We start from the raw sequence: 24,985 nt of genomic DNA on the forward strand, positions 1-24,985 counted from the left end.
TCCGGATTACGTCGGGCGCAGCCCCGCGTGACGGGCGCCGCTGTGCCTTACCTGCCGCTCTTCTCCGCCAGCGCAGTGCGGGCGCGGGCCGCGTCGATGTAGCGGCCGATCAGGTCGGCATAGGCCTGCGCCTTGAGGCCCCGCGCACCCATCGTGTTGAGGCTGAGAATGCGCTTGCGCCGGTCGAGGCGCGCCCGGAATCGGGCTGCCGCCCGGGGTAGCGGCGCCTCGTCGACGAGCTTGAGAGCCAGCGTAAGGCTGCGCCCGGCCGTCACGCGATAGGCCTCGACATCGGTCCAGACGACCGAGTCACGCAGGTAGGGCGACGCGAAGCCATCCGGCGTCAGGATCAGGAATGGCGAGGCGCTTCGGCGCAGCATCCACCAGCCGTACAATGTCGCGAGCGCGATGATGGCCGCGAGGACGGACAGGATGATCTGTTGCGCCCTCGGATCGTAGCCGATCCCGATCTGCCGGGCGAACAGCACGATGCAGGCCCCGAAGGCTGCCATGATCACCACCAACACGCCCATGGTCCACGCCATGACGCGGCCGTTCTCGTGCAGTTGCGTCGCCTCCATCGAGACCGCAGAAGCGGCGTCCTGGAGAAACGCCGTCTCGGCCGCGTGATGACGCTCGGCATCTGCAAGGAACGCGCCGCTGAGCTGCCGGCACAGGCCGGGCCAGTCGGAGAAGAACGAGACCGGCAGGTCTCGCTCAGCCTGCCCGGGTCTGCGGGAGGCATGAGCCAACAGGGAGCCGTCGACGGTGACGCCGAGCGCCTCGATGCGCATCCGGTCCGGCGGATGGCTGTCGGTCGGGTGCGGTTGCCGGTCATCGAGATGGGCCCTCGCCTCACCGAAGCCACGCGCATCGGCGAGACGCCCGATTTCGGCAACAATGTCGGGCTGGGCCCGCGCCGCACCTTCGAAGGCTTGCTGGAGCCCGGCGCCGATGACCGGGGCGACCACGCTCGTGCGTAGCAGCGCGCTCGCCGCGGCGTCGGCGCCCGCCACGGTCGCGCCGCGCTTGTCGGCCTCCAGCTCGCGCAGCTGGCTCCAACGGCCCACGGCGGCATCGAAGGTCTCCACGGCGTGGAAGCCGAGGCGGATTGCCGGAAGCAGCACGAAGGTGTTGGTCTCGTCGCGCTGCAGGGCCATCAAGGCGCGACGCAGGCCTCGATAGATTGGCGCGAAACGCCGGCTGTAGACCGTGTCCTGGCCGGAGAAATGCGCGAGCTCGTGCCCGATGATGGCCGCGAATTCCCGTCCGTCCAGCAATCCGAAAAACGGCGCCGGCAGGTAAAGGGTGCGGCCTTCGAGCACGCTGTCTTCCGGCAGGAGGCGCACGGGCGCCTCGGTCACGAAGAAGCCCTCGGTCAGCCCCACGGCAATGACGTCCGGGACGAGGCTGTCTTGCCGGCGCGCCAACTCGCGAACGAAACGCCAGAGGCCCGGCGCATCCGCCTCGGTGACCAGCCGCCCGTTCACGTCGATCGGATCGGGTGACTGAAGCGCAAAGACCTGCCGGAGGCCACGAACCGCGAGCAGTGCACCATAGGCGGCGACCGCGGCCAGGACGATGCCGGCGCCGGCGAGCTTGATGGCATTGCCGGAGAGATGATCCGTAAACCACAGGCCGGACGCCTCGAACGCGGTCGCCGCGAGGGCGCAGACGGCGAGCCCAAGCAGCTGGAATCCAAGCAGGAAAGGCAGCAGTCCCCGGATGACGGCAAAGCCCCGCACCAGCCAGTCGCGCGATCGCCGGGCGGCGATCCCCGCGACGAAGCTCAACATGAGGCCAATGAGCCCTGCGACCAGAGCCAGACCCGCACCGAGAATGACCGCCCAGGCCGCCGGCGGCCTCGCCCGCGCCAAGCCTGCATCCCGGTTCACCGCGGGCAAGGCGTCTTCGAAACGCTTGAGATCGAACCGGGCTCTGAGCATCGGCGCATCGACGAAATCGGGCCTCTGGCCCGGCTTGGGCGCCGCGGCCTGCCTCGCGCGCTCGATGACGTTGGGCAGTCTGGCCTTCAGTTGCGCGTATTCGGATGCGGTCTCGGTGCCGCGCTGCAACTGACAGAGCCCCAGCCCCATGAGGCAGAGCGGCAGGAGAATGACCCAGGTGATGAGGCCGAGCGCAGGCGGCAATCCGCGGCGACGACGGCTCGCTCCGGCATTGGGTAGCATCCCACCTCCATCCGCGATCCGCTGGCCCGACCGGCCACACGTGCGATGCCGGCCAATCCCGGCCGCGATCCAAGCTTCATCGCCCGTTGTCCGGGGCGCTTGGCAAAGTCAATCGCGTCGGCGATCACGTTGGAAGGAGCGAACTGAGCGGCTGTCCGTTCAGGGTTGCCAGGCAGGGGCTGGCGAAGCCTCTTCCTGCTCCGCGACATCCGTCCCGATCGCGGCCTGGATCGCCCGCAGGGCTTCCTGCACGCCCTGGCCCGATACCGAGGACAGAACCAGAGGCGTGCGCTTGGCCGCCCGCTTCAGCCGGTCCCTTTGCTTCTTGAGCGTCTCGGGATCGAGGGCGTCGGCTTTCGAGAGCGCGACGATCTCCGGCTTGTCGGCGAGGCCGTGACCATAGGCTTCGATCTCGCCCCGGACCATCTTGTAGGCCTTGCCGGCATGCTCAGAGGTGCCCTCGACGAGGTGCAGGAGCACGCGGCAGCGCTCGACATGCGCCAAAAACTTGTCGCCGAGGCCGATGCCCTCATGCGCGCCCTCGATCAGGCCGGGGATGTCGGCAAGCACGAATTCGCGCTGGTCCGAGCGCACGACGCCCAGGCCGGGATGGAGGGTGGTAAAGGGATAGTCGGCGATCTTGGGCTTGGCTGCCGTCACGCTCGCCAGGAAGGTCGACTTGCCGGCATTAGGCAGGCCGACGAGGCCAGCATCGGCGATGAGCTTCAGGCGCAGCCAGATCCACATTTCCTGGCCTTCGAGGCCCGGATTGGCGTGTTTTGGCGCGCGGTTGGTCGAGGTCGTGAAATAGGCGTTTCCGAAGCCGCCATTGCCGCCCTTGGCGAGTCGCACCTTCTGGCCGACTTCGGTAAGGTCGGCGATCAGCGTCTCGCCATCCTCTGAGATGATCTGAGTGCCCTCGGGAACCTTGAGTAGCACGTCGTCACCCTTGGCCCCGTGACAGTTCGAGCCCATGCCGTGCTCGCCCTTCTTGGCCTTGAAGTGCTGCTGGTAGCGGTAGTCGATCAGGGTGTTCAGGCCCTGCACGCATTCGACCCAGACATCGCCACCCCGGCCGCCATCGCCTCCATTCGGGCCGCCGAACTCGATGAACTTCTCGCGGCGGAACGAGACGCAGCCGCGGCCGCCGTCACCGGAGCGGACATAAACCTTGGCTTCGTCGAGGAATTTCACGGGTCGGGTCTCGTTTCAGGCTGAGCTGTGGCGGCATTTGCCGCCCAGGTTCCGGTAGCGCACGCTGCGCAGTCCCGCTTCGAACCAGTTCGAGCCGGGCTTATCCGGATTGTAATCATAGAGGTTGATCTGCATGGCGTCGTCCGGCGAGTGCAGCACGGCAGGTTTGTCCGCGCCGTCGAACGACCATTCGGGGCGCGGCGCCGCCGGGCCGCCGAAATCGTCGCTCGTGCCGTCCTGCTCGCGCTGGAAGACCTGAGCATAGACCGGCTTCGGTCGATCCTGCTCGATGGTGAAGTAGAAGCCGACCAGAGGCGTACGGTCGGCGAAGTTCGTGAATTCGCAATACAGTGTCGGCACTGCGGCTTTGGACTGCGCCCCCGGCTTGGCAGATTCCGAACTTGGCCCGTCAGAACGAGGGCGCAACGCGATCGTCGTCGCGATCACGGCCGCCAGGGCCGCCGTTCCGATCATCGTCAGCACAACCCGGTTCATGCGATCACCCGTCACCTCGCTCCGCCGACCACTCGGCACGCGTGAGCCGGAAGACGTCGACCTCGCGTTCGCCGCCACGGGCCGGAAATGCGTGGCGCTCCGATCCTTGACGCACGAAGCCGCATTTCTCCAGCACGCGACGCGAGGCGCCATTGGAGATCATCGCCGACGAACTCAGCACCTCGCCGCCCGCATAGGCGAAATAGGCATCGACCATCGTCGCGGCCGCCTCGCTCATCAGGCCCTTGCCCCAGTGAGGCATGCCGAGCCAGTAGCCGAGATGCGCACCCGGACGTGCCGGATGGGGACCGATCGAAACCACGCCGATCAGAGCAGCAGGAGCCGAGCGAAGCGACAGCGCCATGACCAGCCCCTCTCCCTCAGCGTTGCCTCGCCGCGCATCGATGACGAAAGCATCGGTTCCGAGCGGATCGATCGGATGCGGGATCTGCGAGGTCATCTCGGCGACGACCCGCTCACCGGCAAGCCGTACGATCGCCTCGGCGTCGCGGGCCCGCGGCCAGCGGAGCCAGAGCCGTCTGGTCTCGATGCGAAAGACGTCGTCTCGTGTCAGATCGGGGAACATCGCGTCCGCTCCTCGGGCGCCTCCTGATGGAGCACGACCCCTGGAATGACGAAGGGGAGGATGGTGCCCATCCTCCCCGGTGTTCCGATCTGCGCTGTCGCGTCTCGCGTGCTGCGCCGGTCCGCCGGTTCGGTGTGGTGCACCGGCGGAACGCGCTGTCGAGAGGCGTTCGCCGTTACTCTGCGGCTTCCTGTACCGGTACCACGGCCACGAAGGCGCGGCCGCGTTTCGTCTGGAAGGCCACGCGGCCGTCGACGAGGGCGAACAGGGTGTGGTCCTTGCCCATTCCGACATTGGTGCCGGGATGCCACTTCGTGCCGCGCTGGCGCACGATGATGTTGCCGGCGATCACGGCCTCGGAGCCGAACTTCTTGACGCCAAGTCGCTGGCCGTCGGAATCGCGGCCGTTGCGGGACGAGCCGCCTGCCTTTTTATGAGCCATAGGGCTACTCCAAAATCTCTAGGTTGCTGCGGGCGGACGGATCAGGCTTCGGCGGAGGCGACCGCAGGGGTCTCGGCCTTCGCAGCCTTCGCCTTCTTCGGCGCCGACTGCGAGGACTTGCCGCCGGCGCTGATCTCGGTGATCCGCACGGTGGTGAAGTGCTGACGGTGACCGCGCTTGCGGCGCGAGTTCTGGCGGCGGCGCTTCTTGAAGGCGATGACCTTCTTGGTGCGGCCGTGATCGACGATCTCGCCGGTGACGGTGATGCCCTCGAGCATCGGGGCGCCAACCTGCACGGCATCGCCGTCCGTGAACAGCAGGACCTCGCCGAAGGTCACGGCCGAGCCGGCCTCACCCTCGATCGTGGCAACGGAAATGACGTCGTCGGCGGCAACGCGGTACTGCTTGCCGCCCGTCTTGATGACTGCGAACATCGTTGGTCTCTCGTGTTCTCTGCCGGCCTCCCGCACCGCGAGGCGCATGGGCCGTCTTCTTGTTCAGGTCATCCGCGCCGTGATCGGCGCGAACGCGAAACGCGCGAACTTCGTCGAGGAAGCCGCGCGTTGTGGAGGCCGATAGTCGGTCAGCAGGCGGAAGTCAATGAACGCGCCACCGTCTAAGGACAGGGGCTCCCACTCCCCAAGACGATCTGTGCATTGGTGTTGGCGCCGGTCCCGCGCGTCGGCCAGGTGACCGTCTTGCTCAAGCCGAGGCCCTTGAGCATCGGGAAGAGGTTGACGACCGGCGTGTAAGTAAAAGTCACTTCGGCCATTACGTAGCGGTTGCCTGCCACCGCCTCCGATGGAACAGGCGGACCGATGACGCTGTTCGCAACGCGCTTCGTGGCGTTGCGCGCATCACTCGAACACACTCGCGCTTCGAGAGTCGGATCCGACGCGGATTTTGCGTAGACGCCGACGACGGTGAGGACGATGCCGGCCGCCGATGTATCATACGGGTACGTGACGGAATTTCCGGCCGCATAAACGTCCGTCAAATCGCTCAGGCTGCCACGCGAGATCAGGTCGGCCATGGTTCTCGCCGCGCGGCTCAAGCCCTGGCTGACGCCGTAAGCTCTCGGGAATTCGATCAGCCCGAACAACAGCGTGATCATGACCGGGAGGATGAGCGCGAATTCGAGGGCAGCAATGCCGCCTTCCTCACGCCGGAAATCGCTAAGACGCTTCATGATCCACACGACCCGCTCGGGTAGGGCTCGGCGCGGAAGACCAGCGTCGAGACCACCATCTGACCGCCTGCCGCGAGCTGCAATCCGTTCAGCGTCAGGAACTTGAAGTACCGCGGCACGGTCGCGACGGCGCGGACCGTGACGATATTGTTGGCGGACGGGCACTGGAACTTCGATCCGAAGGAGCTGTTCGCCGTGCGGGTGCTGGAATTGTAGGGGCTCGTCGGCGAACTGCTTGCGAAGGTCGAGCCCGTAGTCACCTCGACCTTGATCTGCGAGCAGTCGATGTAGACGACTGCCGGGCACATCTCGGCTCTGAACCGGTTCGCGGCAGGGGTGCCGTCGGAATTCGTCTGGAACGTGCCCGTGAAGAGCGTCCGGGCGGCGCGGTCGAGCCCGTTATCGAGGCCCTGCTGCGCCAGGGTCACCAGCCCTGCCTCGAACACCGCCGTGAGCACCATGAAGAAGGGCAACGCCACGAGTGCGAACTCGACGGCGCTCGCCCCCCCGGTATGCCGCAACAGGGCGGCAAGCCTGCGTCCCGACGATCTGGTGAGGTATCTCATCGCATCGACCATAGCGCGCGCCTTACCGCGAGAGCCGCAATTCACTGATCTGCGCACCGATCTGCTGGAACGCTGCAGTGAGATTGGCCGAGTCGGCCACGTCGAAGAACATGCCTGGATTGCTGGCGCACGACTGTAGGAGCGTGCTCGTGCCCGACTTTACTTCGACCCTGATCGTGAAGATCTGGACGCCCGCACTCTTGATATTATCGCAGAGAATACTCATCCGAGCATCCATCGCTTTGGTGCGCGCCGCATCACTCGAATATTCATTCAGATTTCCGATGCGCTTGGTCCAGATGTAGCTGATGCCAGAATACTTAGACCCATTGTCAGACGAGTATCGAAAATTGGTATTGTCGCCGTCCGTCATGAGGATGATGAACTTACGCGTATTCTGATCGCTATACGGCGCACCCTTCACCATTGGCCCGTTGGGCGACAGGTTGTGCCAGCCCCACGCCAAACCGATCGGAATGTTCGTCTCGCCAGTCGCGTTCATGTTCGCGATCGCGGTGGTGATGGTCGACTTCGTCGTCGTCAGGGGCGTGATGGGCTGCATCGAACACTGGTAGTTCGGGCCCTTCGCATAGTTCGGCGCCTGCAAGTTCGAGGTCGCCGTCTTCCAGACCGGCAAGGCGTACTTCGCCAGCAGCCCCTGTCTGTCGCGGTCTTTCACACCGTTGTTATTGGCGATCTTGTTCTCCGCGGACGTCGCATAATCCTGGAGGTAATTGTTGATCGCATCGCCGTCGTTGTCCGACTCGTCCGGTGCGAAATAGGGAACGAAGAGCGTATCGGGTGCCGTCTGCGACGCGGCCGTGTCCTGCACGTCGTAGGGCATGATCCTGCCCTCGACACAGCCCGCCCACGGCTGCCCCAGCGTGGCGAACAGCGCGAGGCGATTGCCTTTCGCGTTGAAGATCTGGGAGTGATAGGAGGCGAGGCCCTTCGTATCGAGCCAGCCTGCCGTAACGTTCGACGCGCCGACGTTCACGGTCTGGGAGAACGGCACGACGGCGATCTTCAACGAGTTCGGCTTGGCGGGATCGACCTGGTCGAAGAGGTCGCCGACCATCTTGGTCGCAGCGGCCTTCAAGTTCGTGATCTTCGCGCCGTCCATCGACCCCGTATTGTCGAGCACCATCGCGATCTCGAGGTTTCCCGAGCCGCGCTTCGTCGTGCCGATCACCTTCAAGGGCAGGCTGCTGAACCCGGCCAGTCTGGTGAGCGTCGTCGGCGTCGTGCCCGTCGCGGTCACCGTGTAATTGCCGTCGGACCGCTGAGCATCGATCTTCAATCCGGCGATCTGCGACTTCGCCATAGCGGCCGCGATCTGCGTGATCGCCCTGCTCTCGAGGTCACTCTGACTGAGCGTCAGCGGCAGCTTGGCGAGCGAGAGCGTCGTCGCATCGACGGCGTTCTGCAGTTGCTGTTTAACCGCGGAGTTGGCGCCGTAATCGATCGTCACGCCGGCCATCATGACCATCGGCACGGATGTGACCGCGAAGATCGCCGCAACGTTGCCGCCTTCATGTCGTCGAAGGCGGCCGATCACATCGATCAGAGAGAGGGCGAGAAGAGCACGCATGCTCGACTGTTGCCTCGCGCCGATTAAAATAAAGTTGCGCCAATTATCGACACAAAGATTACAAGCCAAACAAGATGATTAACGACCACTTACCAGTCTGGCGACATTATTAATCAGGAGTAATGTCGATGTATTCGGCAATTGGCTTTTGAACATCGCGGCAGGCACTTGCCTCCTGGAACACGGCGGCATCGCGGGCCAGAGCGCCGGAGCGCACGGCCGCAGTGACAAAGGCTGGCCCCGAAGATCCAGCCGTCGTGGTAAACGAGCCATGGACCCGGCAATCACACGTCGCTCGTCATCGCCTTGCTGCTCGCCCAGAAATGAGTGAAGCGCCCCCCTGATCGCGAAGACCGGCCCGCGACCGGCTGGGCAGGAGCCGTCTCAGCGCTTCGTCAGGCCACCGAGAACATTGCGCAGGATGGCATGGCCGATCTGGGTGCCGACGCTGCGGGCCATCGAGCGGGCTGCGTTACTGATCACCTGCTCGGTGAGGCTGGGCTTGGCGCGCCCTCTGCCCTTCGCGGCCGGCGGCTGGGCCGATCCACCACCGCCAAACATGCTGCCGATGCTGTTCAACAAACCACCGAGACCGCCCTCGGATTGGTTGGCGGCTTCGGCGGTGTCGGCATCGAGGTTCTTGCGCTTGGCGAGGATCTCGTAAGCGCTCTCGGCATCGACAGGCTCGTCGTACTTGCCCTTGATGGAGCTCTTCGCAATCAGTTCGGCCCGCTCGGCCGGTGTCAGCGGCCCGACCCGGCCCTGTGGCGGGGCGATGAGGGCGCGTTCCACCAGCGATGGCGTGCCCTTCTCTTCGAGGAACGAGACCAGCGCTTCGCCGACGGCGAGTTCGGTGATCGCTTTCGAGACGTCGAAATCCGGATTCTGCCGGAATGTTTCGGCGGCGGCGCGCACGGCCTTCTGGTCACGCGGCGTGAAGGCCCGCAGGGCATGCTGGACGCGATTGCCGAGCTGGCCGAGCACGGTCTCCGGCACGTCGAGCGGGTTCTGCGTCACGCAATAGACGCCGACACCCTTTGAACGGATCAGGCGCACCACCTGCTCGATCGCGTCGAGCAGCGCCTTCGGCGCGCCATCGAAGAGCAGGTGCGCCTCGTCGAAGAAGAAGACAAGCTTCGGCTTATCGAGATCGCCGACTTCGGGAAGCTGCTCGAATAATTCGGAGAGCATCCAGAGCAGGAACGAGGCGTAGAGCCGCGGCTTCTGCATCAGCTTGTCGGCGGCGAGGATATTGACCATGCCGCGGCCGTCGCGGTCGGTGCGGAGGAAGTCGTGCAGGTCGAGCGCCGGCTCACCCAGGAACTTGTCGGCGCCCTGCGTCTCCAGAACCAGCAGCCCGCGCTGGATCGCACCGATCGAAGCCGCGGCGACATTGCCGTACTTCGCACCGAGTTCCTTCGCGTTCTCCGAGAGGAAAGTGAGGACCGCGCGCAGATCCTTGAGGTCGATCAGCGGCCACTGGTTCTCGTCGGCGACACGGAAGGCGATGTTGAGCACGCCCTCCTGCGTGTCGTTGAGCTCCAGCAGCCGGCCAAGCAGCAAAGGGCCCATCTCGGTGACGGTGCAGCGGATCGGGTGTCCCTGCTCACCGAAGATGTCCCAGAACGTCACCGGAAACCGATCGGGCTCGTAGGTGATCCCGAGTTCCTGGGCGCGCTTGACGAAAGCCGGCTTCGACTCACCCGCAGCCGCGATGCCCGAGAGGTCGCCCTTGATGTCGGCGGCAAAGACCGGGACGCCCGCATTGGAGAACCCCTCGGCCATCACCTGCAGGGTCACGGTCTTGCCCGTGCCCGTCGCGCCGGCGACGAGGCCGTGCCGGTTGGCGAGCTTCAGTGCCAGCACCTCCGGTTTCGGGTTCTTGCCCGTGCTTTTGCCGACCAGGATCGTGCCGTCGCCCGCCATGCCGTGTCTTCCTCTCGCAATGCGCGCACTCTAGGCCGGAAGCACGACGGTTTTCCAGGCGGCGGCAGGGGCGCACCGGCTCCCGGACCCTTGATTTCGGCACCCACCCGTCGGAAGGACGTCCGAACCGAGGAGAGGACACCCCATGGAAGAGCTGATCGCCCGCATCACCAACCGCACGGGCGTCGATGCCGAGACGGCGAAAACCGCGATCGGGCACATCCTCGCCTTCCTGCAGAAGGAGGGTCCGCCCGAGGACGTGGCGCAGCTCCTCGCGAAGCTGCCCGGTGCCGAGGCGGCGATCGCCGAGTCGAACGCTGAAGACGGCGGTGGTGGCCTGATGGGCATGCTCGGCGGCCTGGGTGGCGGCGTCATGGCGCTCGGCCAGAAGCTGATGTCGGCCGGCGTCTCGATGGGCCAGATGCAACCGCTCGGGCAGGAGCTCTTCGCCTATGGCCGCGAGAAGGCCGGCGAGGACACGATGGGCCGCATCATCGGCGCGATCCCCGGCATCAGCCAGTTCGTGTGAGGCCCAGCCCTTAACCCTCCCCCTTTGCGGGGGAGGGTCTTCGAGCCAATCACCAAATCCTTAGTCGGTTTCGTTCGGCGGCTACGATTGTCACACAGCGCTGCGCTTACGATCTTGCGGGGCCGGCACGATCCTAAGCCACTGTCCCATCTCGTCTTCCAATGTCATAAAAGCGTGCGCCCTTCGTGCTGATGTGCGCGCAACAAGGCCGCATGGCCTGGTGGGGCGGGCAGGGACATGGTGCCGAATTTCTCCGGGCGTGATGCCTCGGCGGCGTGGAAGACGGGTTGGGAAACGCACGTCCAAGCCCCCTTCGCCCGCTTCAAGCAGACCTTCGAGGGCGGCATTCCGGGGATCGCAATGCCGGGCAACGCGCCGATCCTGCTGAAGCCCCGTATGCCAAAGCCGGAACCCGGCCTCGGGCCGACGCTGGGCCGCATAGGCAATCTCGAAGTGCGGCTTGCGACCAAGAAGTCCGAAATCCGCCGCGCCCAGCGCCTGCGCTACAAGGTCTTCTACGAGGAGATGTCGGCGATCCCCTCCGCCATGGCGATGCTCAAGCGCCGCGACATCGACGTCTACGACACGCTCTGCGACCACATCCTCGTCATCGACCACGCTGCGGTGAAGGCCAAACCCTTCCGTAAGCCGCGCCCGAAGGTCGTTGGTACCTACCGGCTGCTGCGCGGTGACCGGGTCGATGGCGGCGCGGGCTTCTATACCGCTGGCGAATTCGACATCGGGCCGCTGCTGGACCGTCATCCCGGCAAGCGATTCCTCGAGCTCGGCCGCTCCTGCGTGCTGAAGCCGTACCGTAACAAGCGCACCGTGGAACTGCTGTGGCACGGCATCTGGACCTACGTGCTGCATCATCGCATCGACGCGATGCTCGGGTGTGCCAGCCTCGAGGGCACCAACCCGGACCGGCTCGCCCTGCAGCTGAGCTTCTTGCATCAGCATGCCCGCGCCCCCGAGGCGTGGCGGGCGAAGGCTCTGTCCGACCGCTTCGTGGCGATGGACCGTCTCGCGCCCGAGGCGGTGAACCCGAAGCTCGCATTGCAAAGCCTGCCACCGCTGATGAAGGGCTACCTGCGCATCGGCGCGACCTTCGGCGACGGCGCGGTGATCGACCATCAGTTCGGCACCACCGACGTCTTCGTGGTGCTGCCGGTGGAGGCCATCGCTGCTCGCTATATCGGCCATTTCGGCGCCGAGGCGGACCGGCACGCCGCCTGAGCCGCTTCTAATCCCCGTTACGCTTGCTGCTCGGGTGAGGGTTGCAAGCACCGATCGAGGCCTCGACAGCCGGTACATTCGTGCCGATGTGACGGCTCTGCTCATCCGCGTCCGCCGCGCCCCTCAGCCCTCCCGTGTCGATGCCCGCCCCTACCTCGTCCGCCCATCGCGACCGCCTCACGGCGATCGCCGCGGCGATCACTTGCGTCGCGGTGGTCGGCATCGGTCTCAGCCTCTCGATCCCATTGCTCTCGCTCGAGATGGAGCGGATGGGGGCATCGAGCTTCCTGATCGGCCTCAACACGGCGGTCGGCGGCTTCGCGAGCATCATCACGGTGCCGTTCGTGCCGAGGCTCGCCGCACGTGTCGGCGTCCTGCGGCTGCTCCTGCTCTCGATCGGGCTCGGGGCGGTGCTGCTCGTCGGGTTCCGGGTCTTCTACGACCTCGCCTGGTGGTTCCCGCTGCGCTTCCTCTTCTCGGTGACGCTCGGCGCGCTGTTCGTGTTGTCGGAGTTCTGGATCACCCAGGCTGCGCCGCCCGAGCGTCGTGGGCTGGTCATGGGCATCTACGCCACCGTGCTGGCCATCGGCTTCGCGGTGGGACCTGGGCTACTCGTGATCCTCGGGACCGACGGGTTCGCCCCCTATCTGGCCGGAGCCGGACTCTTTGTCCTGGCCGCCATTCCGATCGCACTGGCGCGAGGCGTGTCGCCGAGCATCCCGCACGAAGGCCAGAGCCTGAATTTCTTCAGCTACCTCCGGGTGGCGCCGATCGCGACTTTCGCCGCGCTGCTCTACGGGGCCGTCGAGACGGGCGGGTTCGCGATCCTGCCGCTCTACGGGTTGCGGCTCGGCTTCGACGCCCAGACGGCGGCCGGCCTCGTCAGCGTGGTCGCCCTCGGCAATGTGCTGTTCCAGATCCCCATCGGATGGCTCGCAGACCGGACCGATCGGGGGCTCGTGCTATTGGCGAGCGCGGTGGCCGGAGCGCTCGGCGCGGCTCTGATGCCTGCGGCGAGTGGCTCACTCACGATGCTATCAGTCCTGCTCTTCGTCTGGGGCGGTGTGGCGGGCACGCTCTACACGGTGGGCCTCGCCCATCTCGGCGCGAGCGTGCGCGGCCCCGATCTCGCGGGTGCCAACGCGGCCTTCATCGCCCTCTATGGCGTCGGATTGATGCTCGGCCCAGCGATGATCGGTGGGGGCATGGACCTCATAGTCCCGCAGGGATTCGCCTGGACGCTGGCGGCGATGTTCGTAGCCTATGCGGCCATCGTCGTGCTCGTTATCCTGAAAGGCGTTCCTGCAGCCCATCGCGCGGGATCGCCGGAACACGAGGAGCGGCTACTCCGTTGACTGGGAGAAGCTGCGCCGTTTTCGGCAGCGTGTCGTTGGACGGAGCACGGACATGAGCCTGATCGGACGCATCGTCACCAAGATCCTCGGCACCGAGGACCGGCCCGTCGTCCGCGACGACCGCAACTCTGGCTCGAGCTCGCCGATCGGTCGGCTCGTGACCAAGATCCTGCGCAAGTAGCGTTCTGAAACGGCACCGGCTCGATCGACGGAGCCGGGTCGGTCAGGTCTCAGCGTCCGGCGGCGGCTTCCATCAGCGTGGTGGTTGGCGAGCCTGAAACGCTGTGCTGCCAGAAGTGGCCGGCACGACCCTTCTCGTACCCGCTGTTGTAGAGGTTGCGCATATAGGCGGTGTCGAAGCCGCGCGCGGCCGTCGTGCTCGGGCCGCTCTCGTCGATGTAGGTCAGGTTGAAGCCGATGCCGCTCCGGCGGCTGATGGCCTCCGTGGCGGTGAGCGTGGCGCGGGTGCGCGCACGGCTCGCCGTGGTGAATGAGCGGCCGGCGATCGCCAGGGCGTTGTTCTGGGTCACCGCGAAATCGGGATCGAGCCGCCCGTTGATCACGACATAGATATCCGCCTTCCCTTTGCTGCGCAGGCGCTCGTCGCGCGCGAGGAACCCTTGCGGCAGGGTGAAGACCGGGATCACCACCGATCCGTCGACATGCATCTCCTGGAAGGCATGGTTGCCGGCCTGCACGTCGACGAGTTGCGGCGGGAATACCGCCGGGACGCTGGCGGAGGCCGTCAGCACGTCGCGGAACAGGTTGGCCGCGTTCGGGGCGCCGCTCGCGGCGATGGCGCCCATGTTCCAAATCACGGCGCGCTGCTGGTCGAGATTGGTCGTCACGACGTAGAGGCGCTTGCCCTTGGCATGCTCCTCCGCGATCGCGGCGAGCAGGTCCGGCGTGACGTAGCGGCCGATGATCTCACGAAGCTTGCCGTCGCCGAAAAGGCCGGAGCCGAACAGGACGTTGGTTATGCTCGGCGCCTGAACCAGCGATTCGGCGATGCCGCTGGTGTAGAAATCCGTCAGGTACGAGTCGTAGCTCGAGCCAAGGAAAGCGAAGGGCGCAATCAGGGCACCGGTCGACACGCCGGAGACGACGGTGAAGTCAGGCCGGGTACCCGAAGCGGTCCAGCCATTGAGGATGCCCGCGCCATAGGCGCCGTCACCGCCACCACCCGAGAGTGCGAGATAGCTGAAACCGTTGCGCCGTCCCTCTGGCCGGGCCGCGACAGCCGCGATCTCGGCCGCCGTGGCATCCGCATAGGCTCGCACGGGCCCCATGCCGGGAACGGTGGCGAGCGAGGCCTCCTGCGCCGTGTAGGGAGCGCGCGGCAGCGAGGAGCACGCAGCAAGTCCACCCGCCAGCAGCAGGCCGGATAGGGCACGCGAGACGCGCAGGCAGGACAGGAACGACATTACGACGAGGCCCGGACCAATGGCTCAGCTTGTACCGAACGAGCTTGGCCATATCTCGTTCCCGCGCAAGCTGGGCTATTTCGAGGCCGCGGGCGTCGTCGCCGGCACCTGTGGCAATCGGGTCTCATCGGCCGATACGCGCAGCGGTTGATGGGCGCCGCCGCCTCCCCCTGCGCTCCCTAAGGCCAACACATGTTTGCCATTCTTGCGCGACAGTGAGTTGCGCACGGTACGGTGGCGGACGAGGGACGCCCGGAACCTGGGCGGAAAGGCCCTCGCATGCTCAACGGACCGGCGCTTCTGCGCGTCTTCCTGGTTGTAATCGCGGCCGCGGTCCTGACCGCGTTGGTCCAGCACTACTGGATCTTCGATAGCAGCCCGCCGGAGCCTTCCAAGCCGGTCCTGCGCCCGACCGCACAGAACACCCCCGTCATCCGCCGGCCGGAGCCGCCTCCGGCTCGTGTCGCCGCAGCGCCGCCCCCGCAGCCTGCTCCGAACCCGCAGCCGACGCAGCCGTCGATACCGCAGCCGACGGAAGCGCCCGAGCCGCCGACGCAGGTGCTGACGCCCGTTCCAGCGCCGACACCGGAAACCCCTAACACTGAGGGACCGGGTCCTCAGCCTGTCGCGGCCGATCCGGCCGTTCCAGTGGAGCCGCCCCCCGCGCGCCCGACGCCACAGCCCCCTGCCGCGCCGGTGGCCGAGCAAGCTGAGCCCTCGCAGGACGACCCCGCCGAGCCGACAGAGGCGCGGGCGGTCGATCTCCTCGACCTGAATACCGCCACGCTGGCGGAGCTGAATGGGCTGAAGGGCGGCGGCAGCATCGGGCGCGCCATCATCCAGCGCCGCCCCTATACCTCGACCGACCAGCTGCTTTCGAAGCGCGTCCTCAGTCGGACGACCTATCAGCGCATCAAGGACCAGGTCACGGTCCGCTGATCGCATCGCGATGCTCTGGTGCACGGCCTCCCGACTTCGTAAGAAGGATCGGGCGAGAGACCTGAGACCCGAGGCATCCCATGCAAACCACTGCCGGCGCGCCGATCCTGCGCTCGGAACTGGGCGTCGAGGAAACGAGCGAGTCCGACAACATCGTCCGGTGGGACGGGGAGCGGCTCTACGTCGAGCACGACGTCTACCACAATGGCCAACTCGTCCACCGCAAGTACCGGCGCACGGTCACCGAGCCCGTCGCCCGGGCCCTTCAGGCGATCATCAACCGCGCGCAGCAATGACGCGGTGCGGATCGTGACGACCCGCGCCGCGGTCATTCTGGCGGCCGGGCTCCTGGCGCCGCTGCCGGCCGCGGCCCAGGTCAGCGTAGCCTTCGTCGCACCTGAGCGCTTTACCGACGCCGAGAGCCGGTTCGGATCCGGTCCTACGCTTCGTGTGACGCTGGCGGAGATCCGGCGCCTCCTCACGGAAGGCGGCGACCGCGTGCTCCGTCCGGGTGAAAGCCTCGCGATCACCGTGCTCGACATCGACCTCGCCGGCCAGGAACGGCCCGTGGGGTTGCCGACGAGCCCACGCATCGTCTCCGACATCACGCCGCCGCGCCTAAGCTTGCGCTATGTCCTGAAGGAGCGCGGCCGAACCGTCCTCGCGGGCGAGGAAACGCTGACCGACATCAACTTTCTGTCGCGCTATGCCCGTAGTCTGAGCGGCGGCAGCTTCACCTACGAGCGCGAGCTGATACGGGACTGGCTGCAGGCGCGGATCGTGCGGCGCGAGCCGGCCCGCGGCTGACCCACGGATCATCCCGGACCATCGCTTGCGACGCATCGCGCATATCTCGGACCTGCATTTCGGCTGCACGAACCCCGACGTCGTCGAGGGGCTGATCGCCGAACTGAACGCCGACCGGCCGGACCTGATCATCGCCTCGGGCGACTTCACCATGCGTTCGCGCCGGGCGGAATATCGGGAGGCCCGCGCCTTTCTCGATCGGCTGACTTCCCCTTGGATCGGGGTGCCCGGGAATCACGACATCGCTTATTTCCTGCTGCCGACACGCTTCTTCCGGCCGTTCCAACGCTATCGCCGCTTCATCGCTGAGGAGACCGAGCCGACCTTCCTCGACGAGGAGATCGGCGTCGTCTGCCTCAATACGGTCCGGACCTGGGCGCCGGATCCCGACTGGTCGCAGGGACGCATCGGTCGCGATCAGATCAGGCGAACCGAGGCCCGGCTCGATGCCCTGCCGCCGCACGTCTTCCGCATCGTCGTCGGGCATCACCCCTTCGCGGCGCCCCCCTGGAACAAGAACGCTCGCCTGGTGGGGCGGGCAGCGGCGGCGCTCACCGCCTTCCGCCGACATCGCGTCGGCCTCACGCTCGCCGGCCACCTCCACCGGCATTATTCCCGATTCGTCGAGCCGGACGGCGTCCGGGAGGACGTGGCCGGAGCAACGTCCGGCCAGCGGCTGCTCGCGGTTCAAGCGGGGTCGGCTACCTCGACGCGCCTGCGCGGAAGGGAGCCGAACGCCTATAATCGCATCGTCGTCGAGAACGGCGCGGCAACGGTGACGGTGCGGCTGTGGAATGGCACCGCCTGGGAGGATGCGCCGCGCCCTATTTGAGCTATTCCAAGTTTAGCCGGATCGGCCACGCATGAGGAATGCGCCGTCGGCCGAGACACGAGCCGCGCATGGAACGATTTCTTGGAACAATCAGATCGATTCGGTCGTGCCGCGACCGAGGCGGGATCTCGGCCCCCACATTCTTCGAATCCTGAAGTTTCAACTCAGTCAGGCGGCGCGATAGCCCACGCACCATGAATCCCGTCGCCCTCATCGTCATGGCCGTGATCACCGTCGGCTACGTCGCTGCCTTGCTCGTCGCACTGCATACTGGCACCGGATGGGTCGTGGCCCTGCTGGCGATCCTCGTGATCGCCCTCTTCGTCCGCTGGCGCTGATGTCCGCAGTCCGTTCCGGACGCGGCAAAGCCGGATTTCACAGCCGCCCGCTCCATCAGCCTTGACAAGACCGGAACGATTGCCCGTCCTGCTGCCGCCTCTCGCAGCCGCCAGGCTCGCCGGAGGGTGATGCAGCGTCGCTCCTGCTCGTAAGCGGTATGATCGCCGGACCCCTTCCGACCCTCACGTGCATTCCGGCCCTGATCGGCCGGCATGGAGCGCGTCCGTGAAGCGGACCATCGCGGCGATCCTGGCCGCCGACGTCGCTGGTTTCTCGCGTCTCGTCGCGGAAGACGAGGACGACACGCTTCGTCGCCTCCAAGACTACTCGCGGGTCTATCGCGATGAAGTGACGCGCGTCGGCGGCCGGGTCTTCAACACGGCTGGCGATGCGATCCTCGCCGAGTTTCCGAGCGCCGTCGAAGCCCTGCGCGCGGGCATCGCGATCCAGGAGCAGCTTCGCGACGCGAATGCGGATCACCCGCCGGAGCGCCGTATCCTGTTCCGCATGGGTCTCAACATCGGCGACGTCGTCGAGACCGATCGCGGCGACATGCTCGGAGACGGCGTCAACATCGCCGCGCGGCTCGAAGGCCTCGCCGAGCCCGGCGGCATCTGTCTGTCGCGCTCCGTGCACGAGGCCATCGCAGCACGGGTCGCCGTCGCCTTCCGCGACATCGGCCCCCAGACCCTGAAGAACATCCCGCGGCCAATTCACGCCTTCCGCGTCGTGCTGCCTTGGGACAGCCCAGGCGAGACGGCGAAGGTCCGGCGCCCTTGGCCGCGCCTCGTCGGCGTGGCCGCGGTGCTCCTCGTGCTCCTGGCCGGCGGCCTCGCCCTGGCGTTCAAGGACGATCTGTTCGGCAAGACGGAGGGCGCCGCCGAGGCCGAGCCGCTCTCACCGGTCGCGGCGCGCGAAGCGCTGGAAAGAGCCGATCTCCTCTCCGTCGCAGTGGTGCAGCCGCAGCGCGCCTGCTTCAAGGAGCAGGTCTGGTTATCCGGAACAGTGGTGCCGCGAAACGAGGTCGAGGTCGGCCCCGACGAGGACGGCCTGCGCATCCTTCGCGTGCTCGCCAAGCCTCTGGACAAGGTCGCCCAGGGGCAGGTCCTCGCCGAACTCGCGCGTCCGGACCAGCCGGGCCAGGTCGCCGCGACCCTTCGCGCGCCCGTGGCCGGTTCGGTCGGCCAGAGCCAGGCCCATGTCGGCGCACTGACAGCGCGAGCCCAAACCCTGTTCAAGATCGTGCCCCAGGGCACATTCGAGCTCGCTGCCGAAGTGCCCGTCAAAGGTCTCGGGACTCTCGCGGCGGGGCAGAGCGTCCAGGTGAGCCCGCTCGGATTGCCAGAGATCGCCGGCCGCGTGCGCAGCGTCTCGACCGACATCGATGGGGCGACACAAGTCGGACGTGCCCGCGTGGCCCTGGTCGGCAGTGCCGACCTGCGGCAGGGACAGTTCGCGCGCGGCGTGGCGACGGTCGGCGAGCGCTGTGGCATCGGCCTGCCGGAATCCGCGATCCTGCGCAGTCCCGAGGGCAGCGTCGTTTTCGTAAGCAATCGCGGCCATGTCGAGGGACGCCTCGTCACGACGGGCCTCAGCTCGAGCGACGCCGTCGAGATCCGCAGCGGGCTCGATGGCAACGAGGCGGTTCTCTTGCGCGCCGGCCCGTTCGTGAGGGAAGGCGATCTCGTCAATGCCTTGCCGGTATCGGAGAGGGCGTCGAACTGATCCGCGGAGTTGTGCTCGAACCACGGCTGTCGGCATCCTCATCGCGGGTTCGCCTCCGGCGCCCTGCATGACGGCTTCTGGCTTCGGTAGAACTCGCCTCCTCAGCCCGCGGCTTTGAGGCGCTCTGGCGCTGTGTTAACGAGACGCCGATTTTGTCCGGAATGGCCCCGGATCGGGGCTCGACCGGGTCGGACGACCTCAAGACAGGACACGAAATTCAGCCGATGCCGCCTGACGCGCCCACCGCCTCGGATCACAGCTCTTCCGCCGAGGGAGCAACCACGCCAGTGCGCGCATCGAGCTATTCCTACGAAGAATTGCTGGCCTGCGGCCGCGGAGAACTCTTCGGCGCCGGCAATGCCCAGCTGCCGCTGCCGCCGATGCTCATGTTCGATCGCATCACGTCGATCGGCAAGGAAGGCGGACTCCACGGCAAGGGCCATGTGCTGGCCGAGTTCGACATCCGGCCGGACCTCTGGTTCTTTCCCTGTCACTTCAAGGGCGATCCGGTCATGCCGGGCTGCCTCGGCCTCGATGCGCTCTGGCAGCTCGTCGGCTTTCATCTCGGCTGGCTCGGCGCCCCTGGCCGCGGCCGCGCTCTCGGTGTCGGCGAGGTGAAGTTCTCCGATCAGGTGCTGCCGAGCGTGAAGCAGGTCGTCTACGGCATCGACATCAAGCGGGTGCGCACCGGAAAGCTGGTGCTCGGTATCGCCGACGGCTGGCTCGAAGCCGACGGACGGCGTATCTATGAGGCGAAGGATCTGCGCGTCGCCCTGTTCCAGGCTTGAGCGGCTGAGCCGTATCGAGATCCTGCTGTTGAGATTGGACGCGCATCATCCTAGGTGACGTCACGCGGCGCGGTTCGGGGCGTCGCGGCGGAGAAGCCAGGCCATCATGCGGCGCGTCGTGATCACCGGGATGGGCATCGTCTCGTCCATCGGCAACAACACTCAGGAGGTCTTGGCCTCCCTGCGCGAGGCGCGTTCCGGCATCGACCGCGATGCGTCCTACGCCGAGCACGGATTCCGTAGTCAGGTCTCGGGTGCCCCGGACCTTGACGCCGAGTCCGCCGTCGACCGCCGCGCCATGCGCTTCCATGGCGGCGGAACCGCCTGGAACCACGTCGCCATGGATCAGGCGATCCGGGATGCCGGCCTCGAGGCGAACGACGTCTCGAACGACCGCACCGGCATCATCATGGGCTCGGGCGGCCCCTCGACCCGCACCATCGTCGAGTCTGCCGCGATCGCGCGCGACAAAGGTCCGAAGCGCGTCGGTCCCTTCGCCGTGCCGAAGGCGATGTCGTCTACGGCGTCGGCGACGCTCGCGACGTGGTTCAAGATTCGCGGCGTGAACTATTCGATCTCGTCCGCCTGCGCGACGTCGAACCACTGCATCGGCAACGCCGCCGAGATCATCCAGGCCGGCCGCCAGGACGTGATCTTCGCCGGCGGCTGCGAGGAGCTCGACTGGACGCTGTCCGTGCTGTTCGACGCCATGGGCGCGATGTCTTCGAAGTACAACGAGACGCCCTCGCGCGCCTCGCGCGCCTACGATGCCAACCGCGACGGCTTCGTCATCGCAGGCGGCGCTGGCGTCCTAGTGCTGGAAGAGCTGGAGCACGCCAAGGCGCGCGGCGCCCGCATCTACGGCGAAGTCGCGGGCTACGGTGCCACCTCGGACGGGCACGACATGGTCGCCCCTTCCGGTGAAGGTGCGGTTCGCTGCATGCGTCAGGCGCTGGAAGGCCTGAAGGGCGTCAAGATCGACTACATCAACCCGCACGCCACCTCGACGCCCGTCGGCGACGACAAAGAGATTGAGGCAATCCGCGAAGTGTTTGGCCGCGGTGACGCCTGCCCCCCGATCTCCGCCACGAAGTCGCTCACCGGCCATTCGCTCGGCGCGACCGGCGTGCAGGAGGCGATCTACTCGCTCCTGATGATGAATAACGGCTTCATCTGCGAGAGCGCGCATATCGACGAGATCGACCCGGCCTTCGCCGACATGCCGATCCTGCGCCAGCGCCGCGACGGGGCGAAGCTCGGACACGTCATGTCGAACTCGTTCGGCTTCGGTGGCACCAACGCGACGCTGATCCTCAAGAACATCGACGCCTGAACAGCCAAGCTAATGCGAAGCGCCGGGCAGCAGCCTGGCGCTTCGGACAAGCTTGGCTGCAGTTGCGAAAGCGAAGCTTTGCAGTTGCGACCGTCGAGGCAAAAGTAGATCCAGGCCAGCCGAAACTCTCGGCTCAAATCTCTGCCCGGAACCGATCGACACAAGGGGCGTTTGTTTTTGCGATCCGCAGGACAGATGCTGCCATGCTTTGGATGACTATCGTCGCGTTTGGAGGCTTTGCACTGACAGCTGGCCTCGCGGCTTTTGCCAAGCAGAGTCTCATCGAGGATGCTCGGTCGGCTACCAAGGGTTACTTCTAACGCTCCACGAATTTCGTTTTCCCATATTGTGCAGCCCCGTTTTTGGCCGACGCCAATGCGGGGCTTTCGTTTGTCGGCGAGCCTGTTTGCGCCCTCTTGCGTGGACAGGGCCGCCGCTCGCACGCTAAGCGTCCCCTTCGAGACCGGGTTCCGAGACCCGGCATAGGGTTATCGGTCGGGCAAGGCGGCGCTGCATGACGGGTCTGATGACGGGTAAGCGCGGCCTCATCATGGGCGTCGCGAACAACCATTCGATCGCCTGGGGCATCGCGCAGGCCCTGCATGCGCAGGGGGCCGAACTCGCCTTCACGTACCAGGGCGATGCCCTCGGCAAACGGGTCACTCCGCTCGCGGCCTCGATCGGTTCGGATCTGGTGCTGCCCTGCGACGTCGAGGACCTCGCCTCGGTCGACGCCACCTTCGCGGCCCTCGACGAACGCTTCGACGGCCGGCTCGACTTCGTCGTCCACGCGATCGGCTTCTCGGACAAGGCGCAGCTCAAGGGCCGCTACGTCGACGTCACCACCCGGGACAATTTTGCGCGCACGATGACGATCTCGTGCTTCTCCTTCACCGAGATCGCGCAACGTGCGGCGAAGCGCATGCCGGATGGCGGCTCGCTTCTCACGCTGACCTATGGCGGCTCGACCCGGGTCATGCCGAATTACAACGTCATGGGCGTCGCCAAGGCGGCGCTCGAAGCCTCGGTGCGCTATCTCGCCATGGATCTCGGGCCTGATCGCGTCCGCGTGAACGCCCTCTCGGCCGGTCCGATGCGGACGCTGGCCGGTGCGGGCATCGCCGACGCCCGGCTGATGTTCAACCACCAGAAGGCCCACGCTCCCCTGCGCCGCACGGTGACCCTGGAGGATATCGGAGGCTCGGCGCTCTACCTGCTTTCGGACCTGTCGAGCGGCGTGACCGGCGAAGTGCACTTCGTGGATTCCGGATACAACATCATCTCGATGCCGAGACCCGACGTGTTGCAGGCGCAAGACGAGGCCGGGGTCGTCGGCGACGCATAGCGTGCCTTCCGCTCAGCGGTTGTCTTCGCTCTCGTAGCTCTCGAGCGTCGCCATTCGCTGCGCGATGATGCCGGCGCGGCAGACCGGGTAGGAGAGCACCTGTCCCTCGCGGCCGAACGAGCCGGAGGCGTAGAAGTTACAACTCGTGTCCTTGAACCGGATCCATGCCCGCTGTTCGTCGAGCAGATCCGGAAGCTTGGTTTCCCGGTCCGGCGCATAGACGCGTTTCCAAGCCGCGTTCAGCCGCACATCCTCACGCGCGATGAGGGCGCCGCCGCAGGCACCGAAGGCCACGTTGGTCCCGTCCGATTGGTCGATGCAGCGCCGGTATTCGGCATCCCCATCATAGTGCCACTCGGCCGGCTTGGGCGCCGTCGCGGGTGCGGCGCCCTTTTCGACGGGAATACGGACCGTCTGGACGCGCTTCGGCGCGCCGAGGGCACCCGGCGCCGGCCCGACGAGTTCAGTGGTCGTGGCACCGGTCTCGGCTTCGGCGCTCCTGGCGGGCACGCTCGACAGATAGGCGCCGATCATGATGCCGAAGGCGAGCGCCAGAAGGGTTGCCGGGTGGGCTCTGGCGCTGCCTCGGCTGCTCGGGATTTCGTCGATCCGCAGCATTGTCGTCTCCCCATCGCGGTGCGCCCTGCGGCGCGTCGTCTGATGATGAGGTTTTCACCCGCCGCGAGTTCGGAAGCGACGAGCAAGTTCGGCCAGTTTCGGCCACGCTCGAGTCCGGCGGCCGCCTTCTGTGCGGGTTTGTGCGGAAGACGGCCGGTCCAGGCTCAGTTGTACTCGTAGGCGCGCTCGCCATGCGAGGCGATGTCGAGGCCTTCGTATTCCGCCTCTGCATCGACGCGCACCGGCGTGAGCAGGCTGATCGCCTTGGTCAAGCCGTAGGTCACGGCGCCAGACCAGAGGAGCGTCACGGCGATCGCGAGCAACTGGACGCCGAACTGACGCACGGCGCTGCCGGTCTCGCCGAAGCCGATGCCGCCGAGCGCCGGCAGTGCGAAGACTGCGAGAAGCAGCGAACCGAGCATGCCGCCGACGCCGTGCACGGCGAACACGTCGAGCGAGTCGTCTATCTGCAGGCGCTGCTTCACGTGGAGAGTCGCGTAGAAGCAGACGATGCCGCCGGCGAAGCCGATCAGCAGCCCCGCGCCCGGCGCCACCATGCCGGCAGCCGGCGTGATCGTGGCGAGGCCAGCCACGGCGCCGGTGACGATACCGATCGAGGTCGGCTTGCGGATCTTGATCCATTCGGCGGCCGTCCAGGCGATCGCGCCCGCCGCCGCGGAGAGATGCGTCGCGAGGATCGCGTTGGCGGCGCTTGCATCCGAGGCCAGCGCACTGCCGCCGTTGAAGCCGAACCAACCGACCCAGAGCATACCGGCACCGGCCATGGTCATGCCGGGGCTGTGCGGAGGGGTCATCTGAGCAGGGAAGCCGCGGCGCTTGCCGATCATCACGGCGAGCACCAGGGCCGCGATGCCCGCCGTGGTATGCACGACGATACCACCCGCAAAATCGAGCGCGCCGAGGCCGAACAGCCAGCCCCCGCCCCAGATCCAATGCGCCACCGGCACGTAGACCAGCATCAGCCAAAGGGCCGAGAACAGAACGACGAAGGGGAACGTCACACGCTCGGGGAAGGCGCCGATGATCAGCGCCGGCGTGATCACTGCGAAGGTCATCTGATAGAGCGCGAAGGCGCTTTCGGGCAGCAAGGTCGGCGTCCGCACCGCGTCGAGGCCCGTCAGAAACGCCTTGCCGAGGCCACCGATCACAGCACCGTTGCCGTCGAAGACGAGGCTGTAGCCGCAGATCGCCCAGAGCACCGAGGCCACGCAGCAGATCGCGAAGCACTGCATCAGCACCGAGAGCACGTTCCGCGCATGAACCAAGCCGCCGTAGAACAGCGCGAGGCCGGGCAGCGTCATGAACAGCACAAGCGCCGAGGCGGTGAGGATCCAGGCGGTATGTCCGGGATCGGCCACCGTCGCCGCAGAGGCGGGGGTGGCCAGCAACGCCAGGCCGAGACCGGCGGAGCCGCACAGGGCGAGACAGCGCATCACGGAGACTTTCGAAACGGCCAAGATCGATCGACTGCTCAATACGCAGTCATTCCGCCGATTCAAGTGACGTCACTGCCTAA

General features: G+C 66.4%; 26 protein-coding genes and 1 pseudogene. 14 read left to right on the forward strand and 13 right to left on the reverse strand.

Going from position 1 to position 24,985, the window contains the following annotated elements:
• Nucleotides 1-47: 47 nt before the first annotated feature.
• The 10 genes and pseudogenes from HCU64_RS01965 to HCU64_RS02010 form a co-directional block, all read right to left on the reverse strand.
• Complete coding sequence (locus HCU64_RS01965) at nucleotides 48-2,189, reverse strand: M48 family metallopeptidase (protein ID WP_233382107.1); 2,142 nt, start codon at nucleotides 2,187-2,189, stop codon at nucleotides 48-50.
• A 159-nt stretch (nucleotides 2,190-2,348) separates the two neighbouring features.
• Nucleotides 2,349-3,383, reverse strand: coding sequence for a GTPase ObgE (gene obgE / locus HCU64_RS01970; protein WP_233382108.1), 1,035 nt, complete (start codon nucleotides 3,381-3,383; stop codon nucleotides 2,349-2,351).
• Between the two features lie 15 nt (nucleotides 3,384-3,398).
• Nucleotides 3,399-3,893: a hypothetical protein gene (locus tag HCU64_RS01975; protein WP_233382109.1), complete on the reverse strand. Its 495-nt coding sequence runs from the start codon at nucleotides 3,891-3,893 to the stop codon at nucleotides 3,399-3,401.
• Entirely contained in the window at nucleotides 3,883-4,464 is a 582-nt protein-coding gene (locus HCU64_RS01980) for a GNAT family N-acetyltransferase (protein WP_233382110.1), read from the reverse strand. Before HCU64_RS01980 ends, HCU64_RS01975 begins: the two co-directional genes overlap by 11 nt.
• A 175-nt stretch (nucleotides 4,465-4,639) precedes the next feature.
• Nucleotides 4,640-4,906: a 50S ribosomal protein L27 gene (gene rpmA, locus HCU64_RS01985; RefSeq protein ID WP_233382111.1), complete on the reverse strand. Its 267-nt coding sequence runs from the start codon at nucleotides 4,904-4,906 to the stop codon at nucleotides 4,640-4,642.
• Nucleotides 4,907-5,031: 125 nt separating this feature from the next.
• Nucleotides 5,032-5,340, reverse strand: a pseudogene (rplU, locus tag HCU64_RS01990) (50S ribosomal protein L21); the annotation flags it as partial.
• A gap of 182 nt (nucleotides 5,341-5,522) precedes the next feature.
• Complete coding sequence (locus HCU64_RS01995) at nucleotides 5,523-6,095, reverse strand: TadE/TadG family type IV pilus assembly protein (protein WP_233382112.1); 573 nt, start codon at nucleotides 6,093-6,095, stop codon at nucleotides 5,523-5,525.
• The gene (locus tag HCU64_RS02000; protein ID WP_233382113.1) at nucleotides 6,092-6,661 is read right to left on the reverse strand and encodes a TadE/TadG family type IV pilus assembly protein; all 570 of its coding nucleotides are present in this window, start codon (nucleotides 6,659-6,661) and stop codon (nucleotides 6,092-6,094) included. Before HCU64_RS02000 ends, HCU64_RS01995 begins: the two co-directional genes overlap by 4 nt.
• Nucleotides 6,662-6,683: 22 nt before the next feature.
• Nucleotides 6,684-8,252 (reverse strand): TadE/TadG family type IV pilus assembly protein, encoded by a 1,569-nt coding sequence (locus HCU64_RS02005; protein WP_267922102.1) that lies wholly within the window; start codon nucleotides 8,250-8,252, stop codon nucleotides 6,684-6,686.
• Nucleotides 8,253-8,636: 384 nt separating this feature from the next.
• Nucleotides 8,637-10,178, reverse strand: coding sequence for a helicase HerA-like domain-containing protein (locus HCU64_RS02010; RefSeq protein WP_233382115.1), 1,542 nt, complete (start codon nucleotides 10,176-10,178; stop codon nucleotides 8,637-8,639).
• Nucleotides 10,179-10,323: 145 nt separating this feature from the next.
• Between HCU64_RS02010 and HCU64_RS02015 the strand changes: the two genes are divergently transcribed.
• The 4 genes from HCU64_RS02015 to HCU64_RS02030 all read left to right on the forward strand — a co-directional run bounded on the left by HCU64_RS02015 (nucleotide 10,324) and on the right by HCU64_RS02030 (nucleotide 13,479).
• The gene (locus tag HCU64_RS02015; RefSeq protein WP_233382116.1) at nucleotides 10,324-10,707 is read left to right on the forward strand and encodes a DUF2267 domain-containing protein; all 384 of its coding nucleotides are present in this window, start codon (nucleotides 10,324-10,326) and stop codon (nucleotides 10,705-10,707) included.
• 237 nt (nucleotides 10,708-10,944) lie between these two features.
• A complete protein-coding gene (locus tag HCU64_RS02020; protein ID WP_233382117.1) occupies nucleotides 10,945-11,943 on the forward strand; it encodes a GNAT family N-acetyltransferase in 999 nt (332 codons plus the stop codon).
• A gap of 140 nt (nucleotides 11,944-12,083) precedes the next feature.
• The gene (locus tag HCU64_RS02025) at nucleotides 12,084-13,298 is read left to right on the forward strand and encodes an MFS transporter (protein WP_233382118.1); all 1,215 of its coding nucleotides are present in this window, start codon (nucleotides 12,084-12,086) and stop codon (nucleotides 13,296-13,298) included.
• A gap of 52 nt (nucleotides 13,299-13,350) precedes the next feature.
• Entirely contained in the window at nucleotides 13,351-13,479 is a 129-nt protein-coding gene (locus HCU64_RS02030) for a TFIIS helical bundle-like domain containing protein (protein ID WP_233382119.1), read from the forward strand.
• A gap of 49 nt (nucleotides 13,480-13,528) precedes the next feature.
• On the opposite strand, the gene HCU64_RS02035 is transcribed toward HCU64_RS02030, so the two are convergent.
• Nucleotides 13,529-14,722 carry a patatin-like phospholipase family protein gene (locus HCU64_RS02035; RefSeq protein WP_233382120.1) on the reverse strand — a complete coding sequence of 398 codons (1,194 nt, stop codon included), beginning with the start codon at nucleotides 14,720-14,722 and terminating at the stop codon, nucleotides 13,529-13,531.
• Nucleotides 14,723-14,741: 19 nt separating this feature from the next.
• On the opposite strand from HCU64_RS02035, the gene HCU64_RS25185 reads away from it, so the two are divergent.
• The 10 genes from HCU64_RS25185 to fabI all read left to right on the forward strand — a co-directional run bounded on the left by HCU64_RS25185 (nucleotide 14,742) and on the right by fabI (nucleotide 22,830).
• Entirely contained in the window at nucleotides 14,742-14,873 is a 132-nt protein-coding gene (locus HCU64_RS25185) for a hypothetical protein (RefSeq protein WP_267922103.1), read from the forward strand.
• 128 nt (nucleotides 14,874-15,001) lie between these two features.
• Nucleotides 15,002-15,661 (forward strand): ComEA family DNA-binding protein, encoded by a 660-nt coding sequence (locus HCU64_RS02040; RefSeq protein WP_233382121.1) that lies wholly within the window; start codon nucleotides 15,002-15,004, stop codon nucleotides 15,659-15,661.
• 80 nt (nucleotides 15,662-15,741) lie between these two features.
• Entirely contained in the window at nucleotides 15,742-15,957 is a 216-nt protein-coding gene (locus HCU64_RS02045; RefSeq protein WP_233382122.1) for a hypothetical protein, read from the forward strand.
• 13 nt (nucleotides 15,958-15,970) lie between these two features.
• Nucleotides 15,971-16,468, forward strand: a complete 498-nt coding sequence (locus HCU64_RS02050) for a DUF3016 domain-containing protein (protein WP_233382123.1) — start codon at nucleotides 15,971-15,973, stop codon at nucleotides 16,466-16,468.
• A gap of 25 nt (nucleotides 16,469-16,493) precedes the next feature.
• Nucleotides 16,494-17,300 carry a metallophosphoesterase family protein gene (locus HCU64_RS02055; protein ID WP_233382124.1) on the forward strand — a complete coding sequence of 269 codons (807 nt, stop codon included), beginning with the start codon at nucleotides 16,494-16,496 and terminating at the stop codon, nucleotides 17,298-17,300.
• 194 nt (nucleotides 17,301-17,494) lie between these two features.
• Complete coding sequence (locus tag HCU64_RS02060) at nucleotides 17,495-17,638, forward strand: hypothetical protein (RefSeq protein ID WP_233382125.1); 144 nt, start codon at nucleotides 17,495-17,497, stop codon at nucleotides 17,636-17,638.
• A gap of 226 nt (nucleotides 17,639-17,864) precedes the next feature.
• Nucleotides 17,865-19,364, forward strand: coding sequence for an HlyD family efflux transporter periplasmic adaptor subunit (locus HCU64_RS02065; RefSeq protein ID WP_233382126.1), 1,500 nt, complete (start codon nucleotides 17,865-17,867; stop codon nucleotides 19,362-19,364).
• Between the two features lie 224 nt (nucleotides 19,365-19,588).
• The gene (fabA, locus tag HCU64_RS02070; RefSeq protein ID WP_233382127.1) at nucleotides 19,589-20,152 is read left to right on the forward strand and encodes a 3-hydroxyacyl-[acyl-carrier-protein] dehydratase FabA; all 564 of its coding nucleotides are present in this window, start codon (nucleotides 19,589-19,591) and stop codon (nucleotides 20,150-20,152) included.
• 106 nt (nucleotides 20,153-20,258) lie between these two features.
• The gene (fabB, locus tag HCU64_RS02075; protein ID WP_233382128.1) at nucleotides 20,259-21,485 is read left to right on the forward strand and encodes a beta-ketoacyl-ACP synthase I; all 1,227 of its coding nucleotides are present in this window, start codon (nucleotides 20,259-20,261) and stop codon (nucleotides 21,483-21,485) included.
• Nucleotides 21,486-21,999: 514 nt separating this feature from the next.
• The gene (gene fabI, locus HCU64_RS02080) at nucleotides 22,000-22,830 is read left to right on the forward strand and encodes an enoyl-ACP reductase FabI (protein ID WP_233382129.1); all 831 of its coding nucleotides are present in this window, start codon (nucleotides 22,000-22,002) and stop codon (nucleotides 22,828-22,830) included.
• Between the two features lie 12 nt (nucleotides 22,831-22,842).
• Here fabI and HCU64_RS02085 read toward each other — a convergent pair whose 3' ends face one another.
• Both HCU64_RS02085 and HCU64_RS02090 read right to left on the reverse strand, forming a co-directional pair.
• Nucleotides 22,843-23,448, reverse strand: coding sequence for a lysozyme inhibitor LprI family protein (locus tag HCU64_RS02085; protein WP_233382130.1), 606 nt, complete (start codon nucleotides 23,446-23,448; stop codon nucleotides 22,843-22,845).
• Between the two features lie 164 nt (nucleotides 23,449-23,612).
• Complete coding sequence (locus HCU64_RS02090) at nucleotides 23,613-24,926, reverse strand: ammonium transporter (protein ID WP_233382131.1); 1,314 nt, start codon at nucleotides 24,924-24,926, stop codon at nucleotides 23,613-23,615.
• Nucleotides 24,927-24,985: the final 59 nt, after the last annotated feature.

The sequence above is a fragment of the Methylobacterium sp. C25 genome (assembly GCF_021352225.1).
Lineage (GTDB): Bacteria > Pseudomonadota > Alphaproteobacteria > Rhizobiales > Beijerinckiaceae > Methylobacterium.

Coding starts and splice junctions, on each gene's coding strand:
- HCU64_RS01965 (WP_233382107.1), bottom strand. CDS start 2,189: ATGCTACCCAATGCCGGAGCGAGCCGTCGTCGCCGCGGATTGCCGCCT.
- HCU64_RS01980 (WP_233382110.1), bottom strand. CDS start 4,464: ATGTTCCCCGATCTGACACGAGACGACGTCTTTCGCATCGAGACCAGA.
- rpmA (WP_233382111.1), bottom strand. CDS start 4,906: ATGGCTCATAAAAAGGCAGGCGGCTCGTCCCGCAACGGCCGCGATTCC.
- HCU64_RS01995 (WP_233382112.1), bottom strand. CDS start 6,095: ATGAAGCGTCTTAGCGATTTCCGGCGTGAGGAAGGCGGCATTGCTGCC.
- HCU64_RS02000 (WP_233382113.1), bottom strand. CDS start 6,661: ATGAGATACCTCACCAGATCGTCGGGACGCAGGCTTGCCGCCCTGTTG.
- HCU64_RS02005 (WP_267922102.1), bottom strand. CDS start 8,252: ATGCGTGCTCTTCTCGCCCTCTCTCTGATCGATGTGATCGGCCGCCTT.
- HCU64_RS02010 (WP_233382115.1), bottom strand. CDS start 10,178: ATGGCGGGCGACGGCACGATCCTGGTCGGCAAAAGCACGGGCAAGAAC.
- HCU64_RS02015 (WP_233382116.1), top strand. CDS start 10,324: ATGGAAGAGCTGATCGCCCGCATCACCAACCGCACGGGCGTCGATGCC.
- HCU64_RS02020 (WP_233382117.1), top strand. CDS start 10,945: ATGGTGCCGAATTTCTCCGGGCGTGATGCCTCGGCGGCGTGGAAGACG.
- HCU64_RS02025 (WP_233382118.1), top strand. CDS start 12,084: ATGCCCGCCCCTACCTCGTCCGCCCATCGCGACCGCCTCACGGCGATC.
- HCU64_RS02030 (WP_233382119.1), top strand. CDS start 13,351: ATGAGCCTGATCGGACGCATCGTCACCAAGATCCTCGGCACCGAGGAC.
- HCU64_RS02035 (WP_233382120.1), bottom strand. CDS start 14,722: ATGTCGTTCCTGTCCTGCCTGCGCGTCTCGCGTGCCCTATCCGGCCTG.
- HCU64_RS25185 (WP_267922103.1), top strand. CDS start 14,742: ATGGCTCAGCTTGTACCGAACGAGCTTGGCCATATCTCGTTCCCGCGC.
- HCU64_RS02040 (WP_233382121.1), top strand. CDS start 15,002: ATGCTCAACGGACCGGCGCTTCTGCGCGTCTTCCTGGTTGTAATCGCG.
- HCU64_RS02045 (WP_233382122.1), top strand. CDS start 15,742: ATGCAAACCACTGCCGGCGCGCCGATCCTGCGCTCGGAACTGGGCGTC.
- HCU64_RS02060 (WP_233382125.1), top strand. CDS start 17,495: ATGAATCCCGTCGCCCTCATCGTCATGGCCGTGATCACCGTCGGCTAC.
- fabA (WP_233382127.1), top strand. CDS start 19,589: ATGCCGCCTGACGCGCCCACCGCCTCGGATCACAGCTCTTCCGCCGAG.
- fabB (WP_233382128.1), top strand. CDS start 20,259: ATGCGGCGCGTCGTGATCACCGGGATGGGCATCGTCTCGTCCATCGGC.
- fabI (WP_233382129.1), top strand. CDS start 22,000: ATGACGGGTCTGATGACGGGTAAGCGCGGCCTCATCATGGGCGTCGCG.
- HCU64_RS02085 (WP_233382130.1), bottom strand. CDS start 23,448: ATGCTGCGGATCGACGAAATCCCGAGCAGCCGAGGCAGCGCCAGAGCC.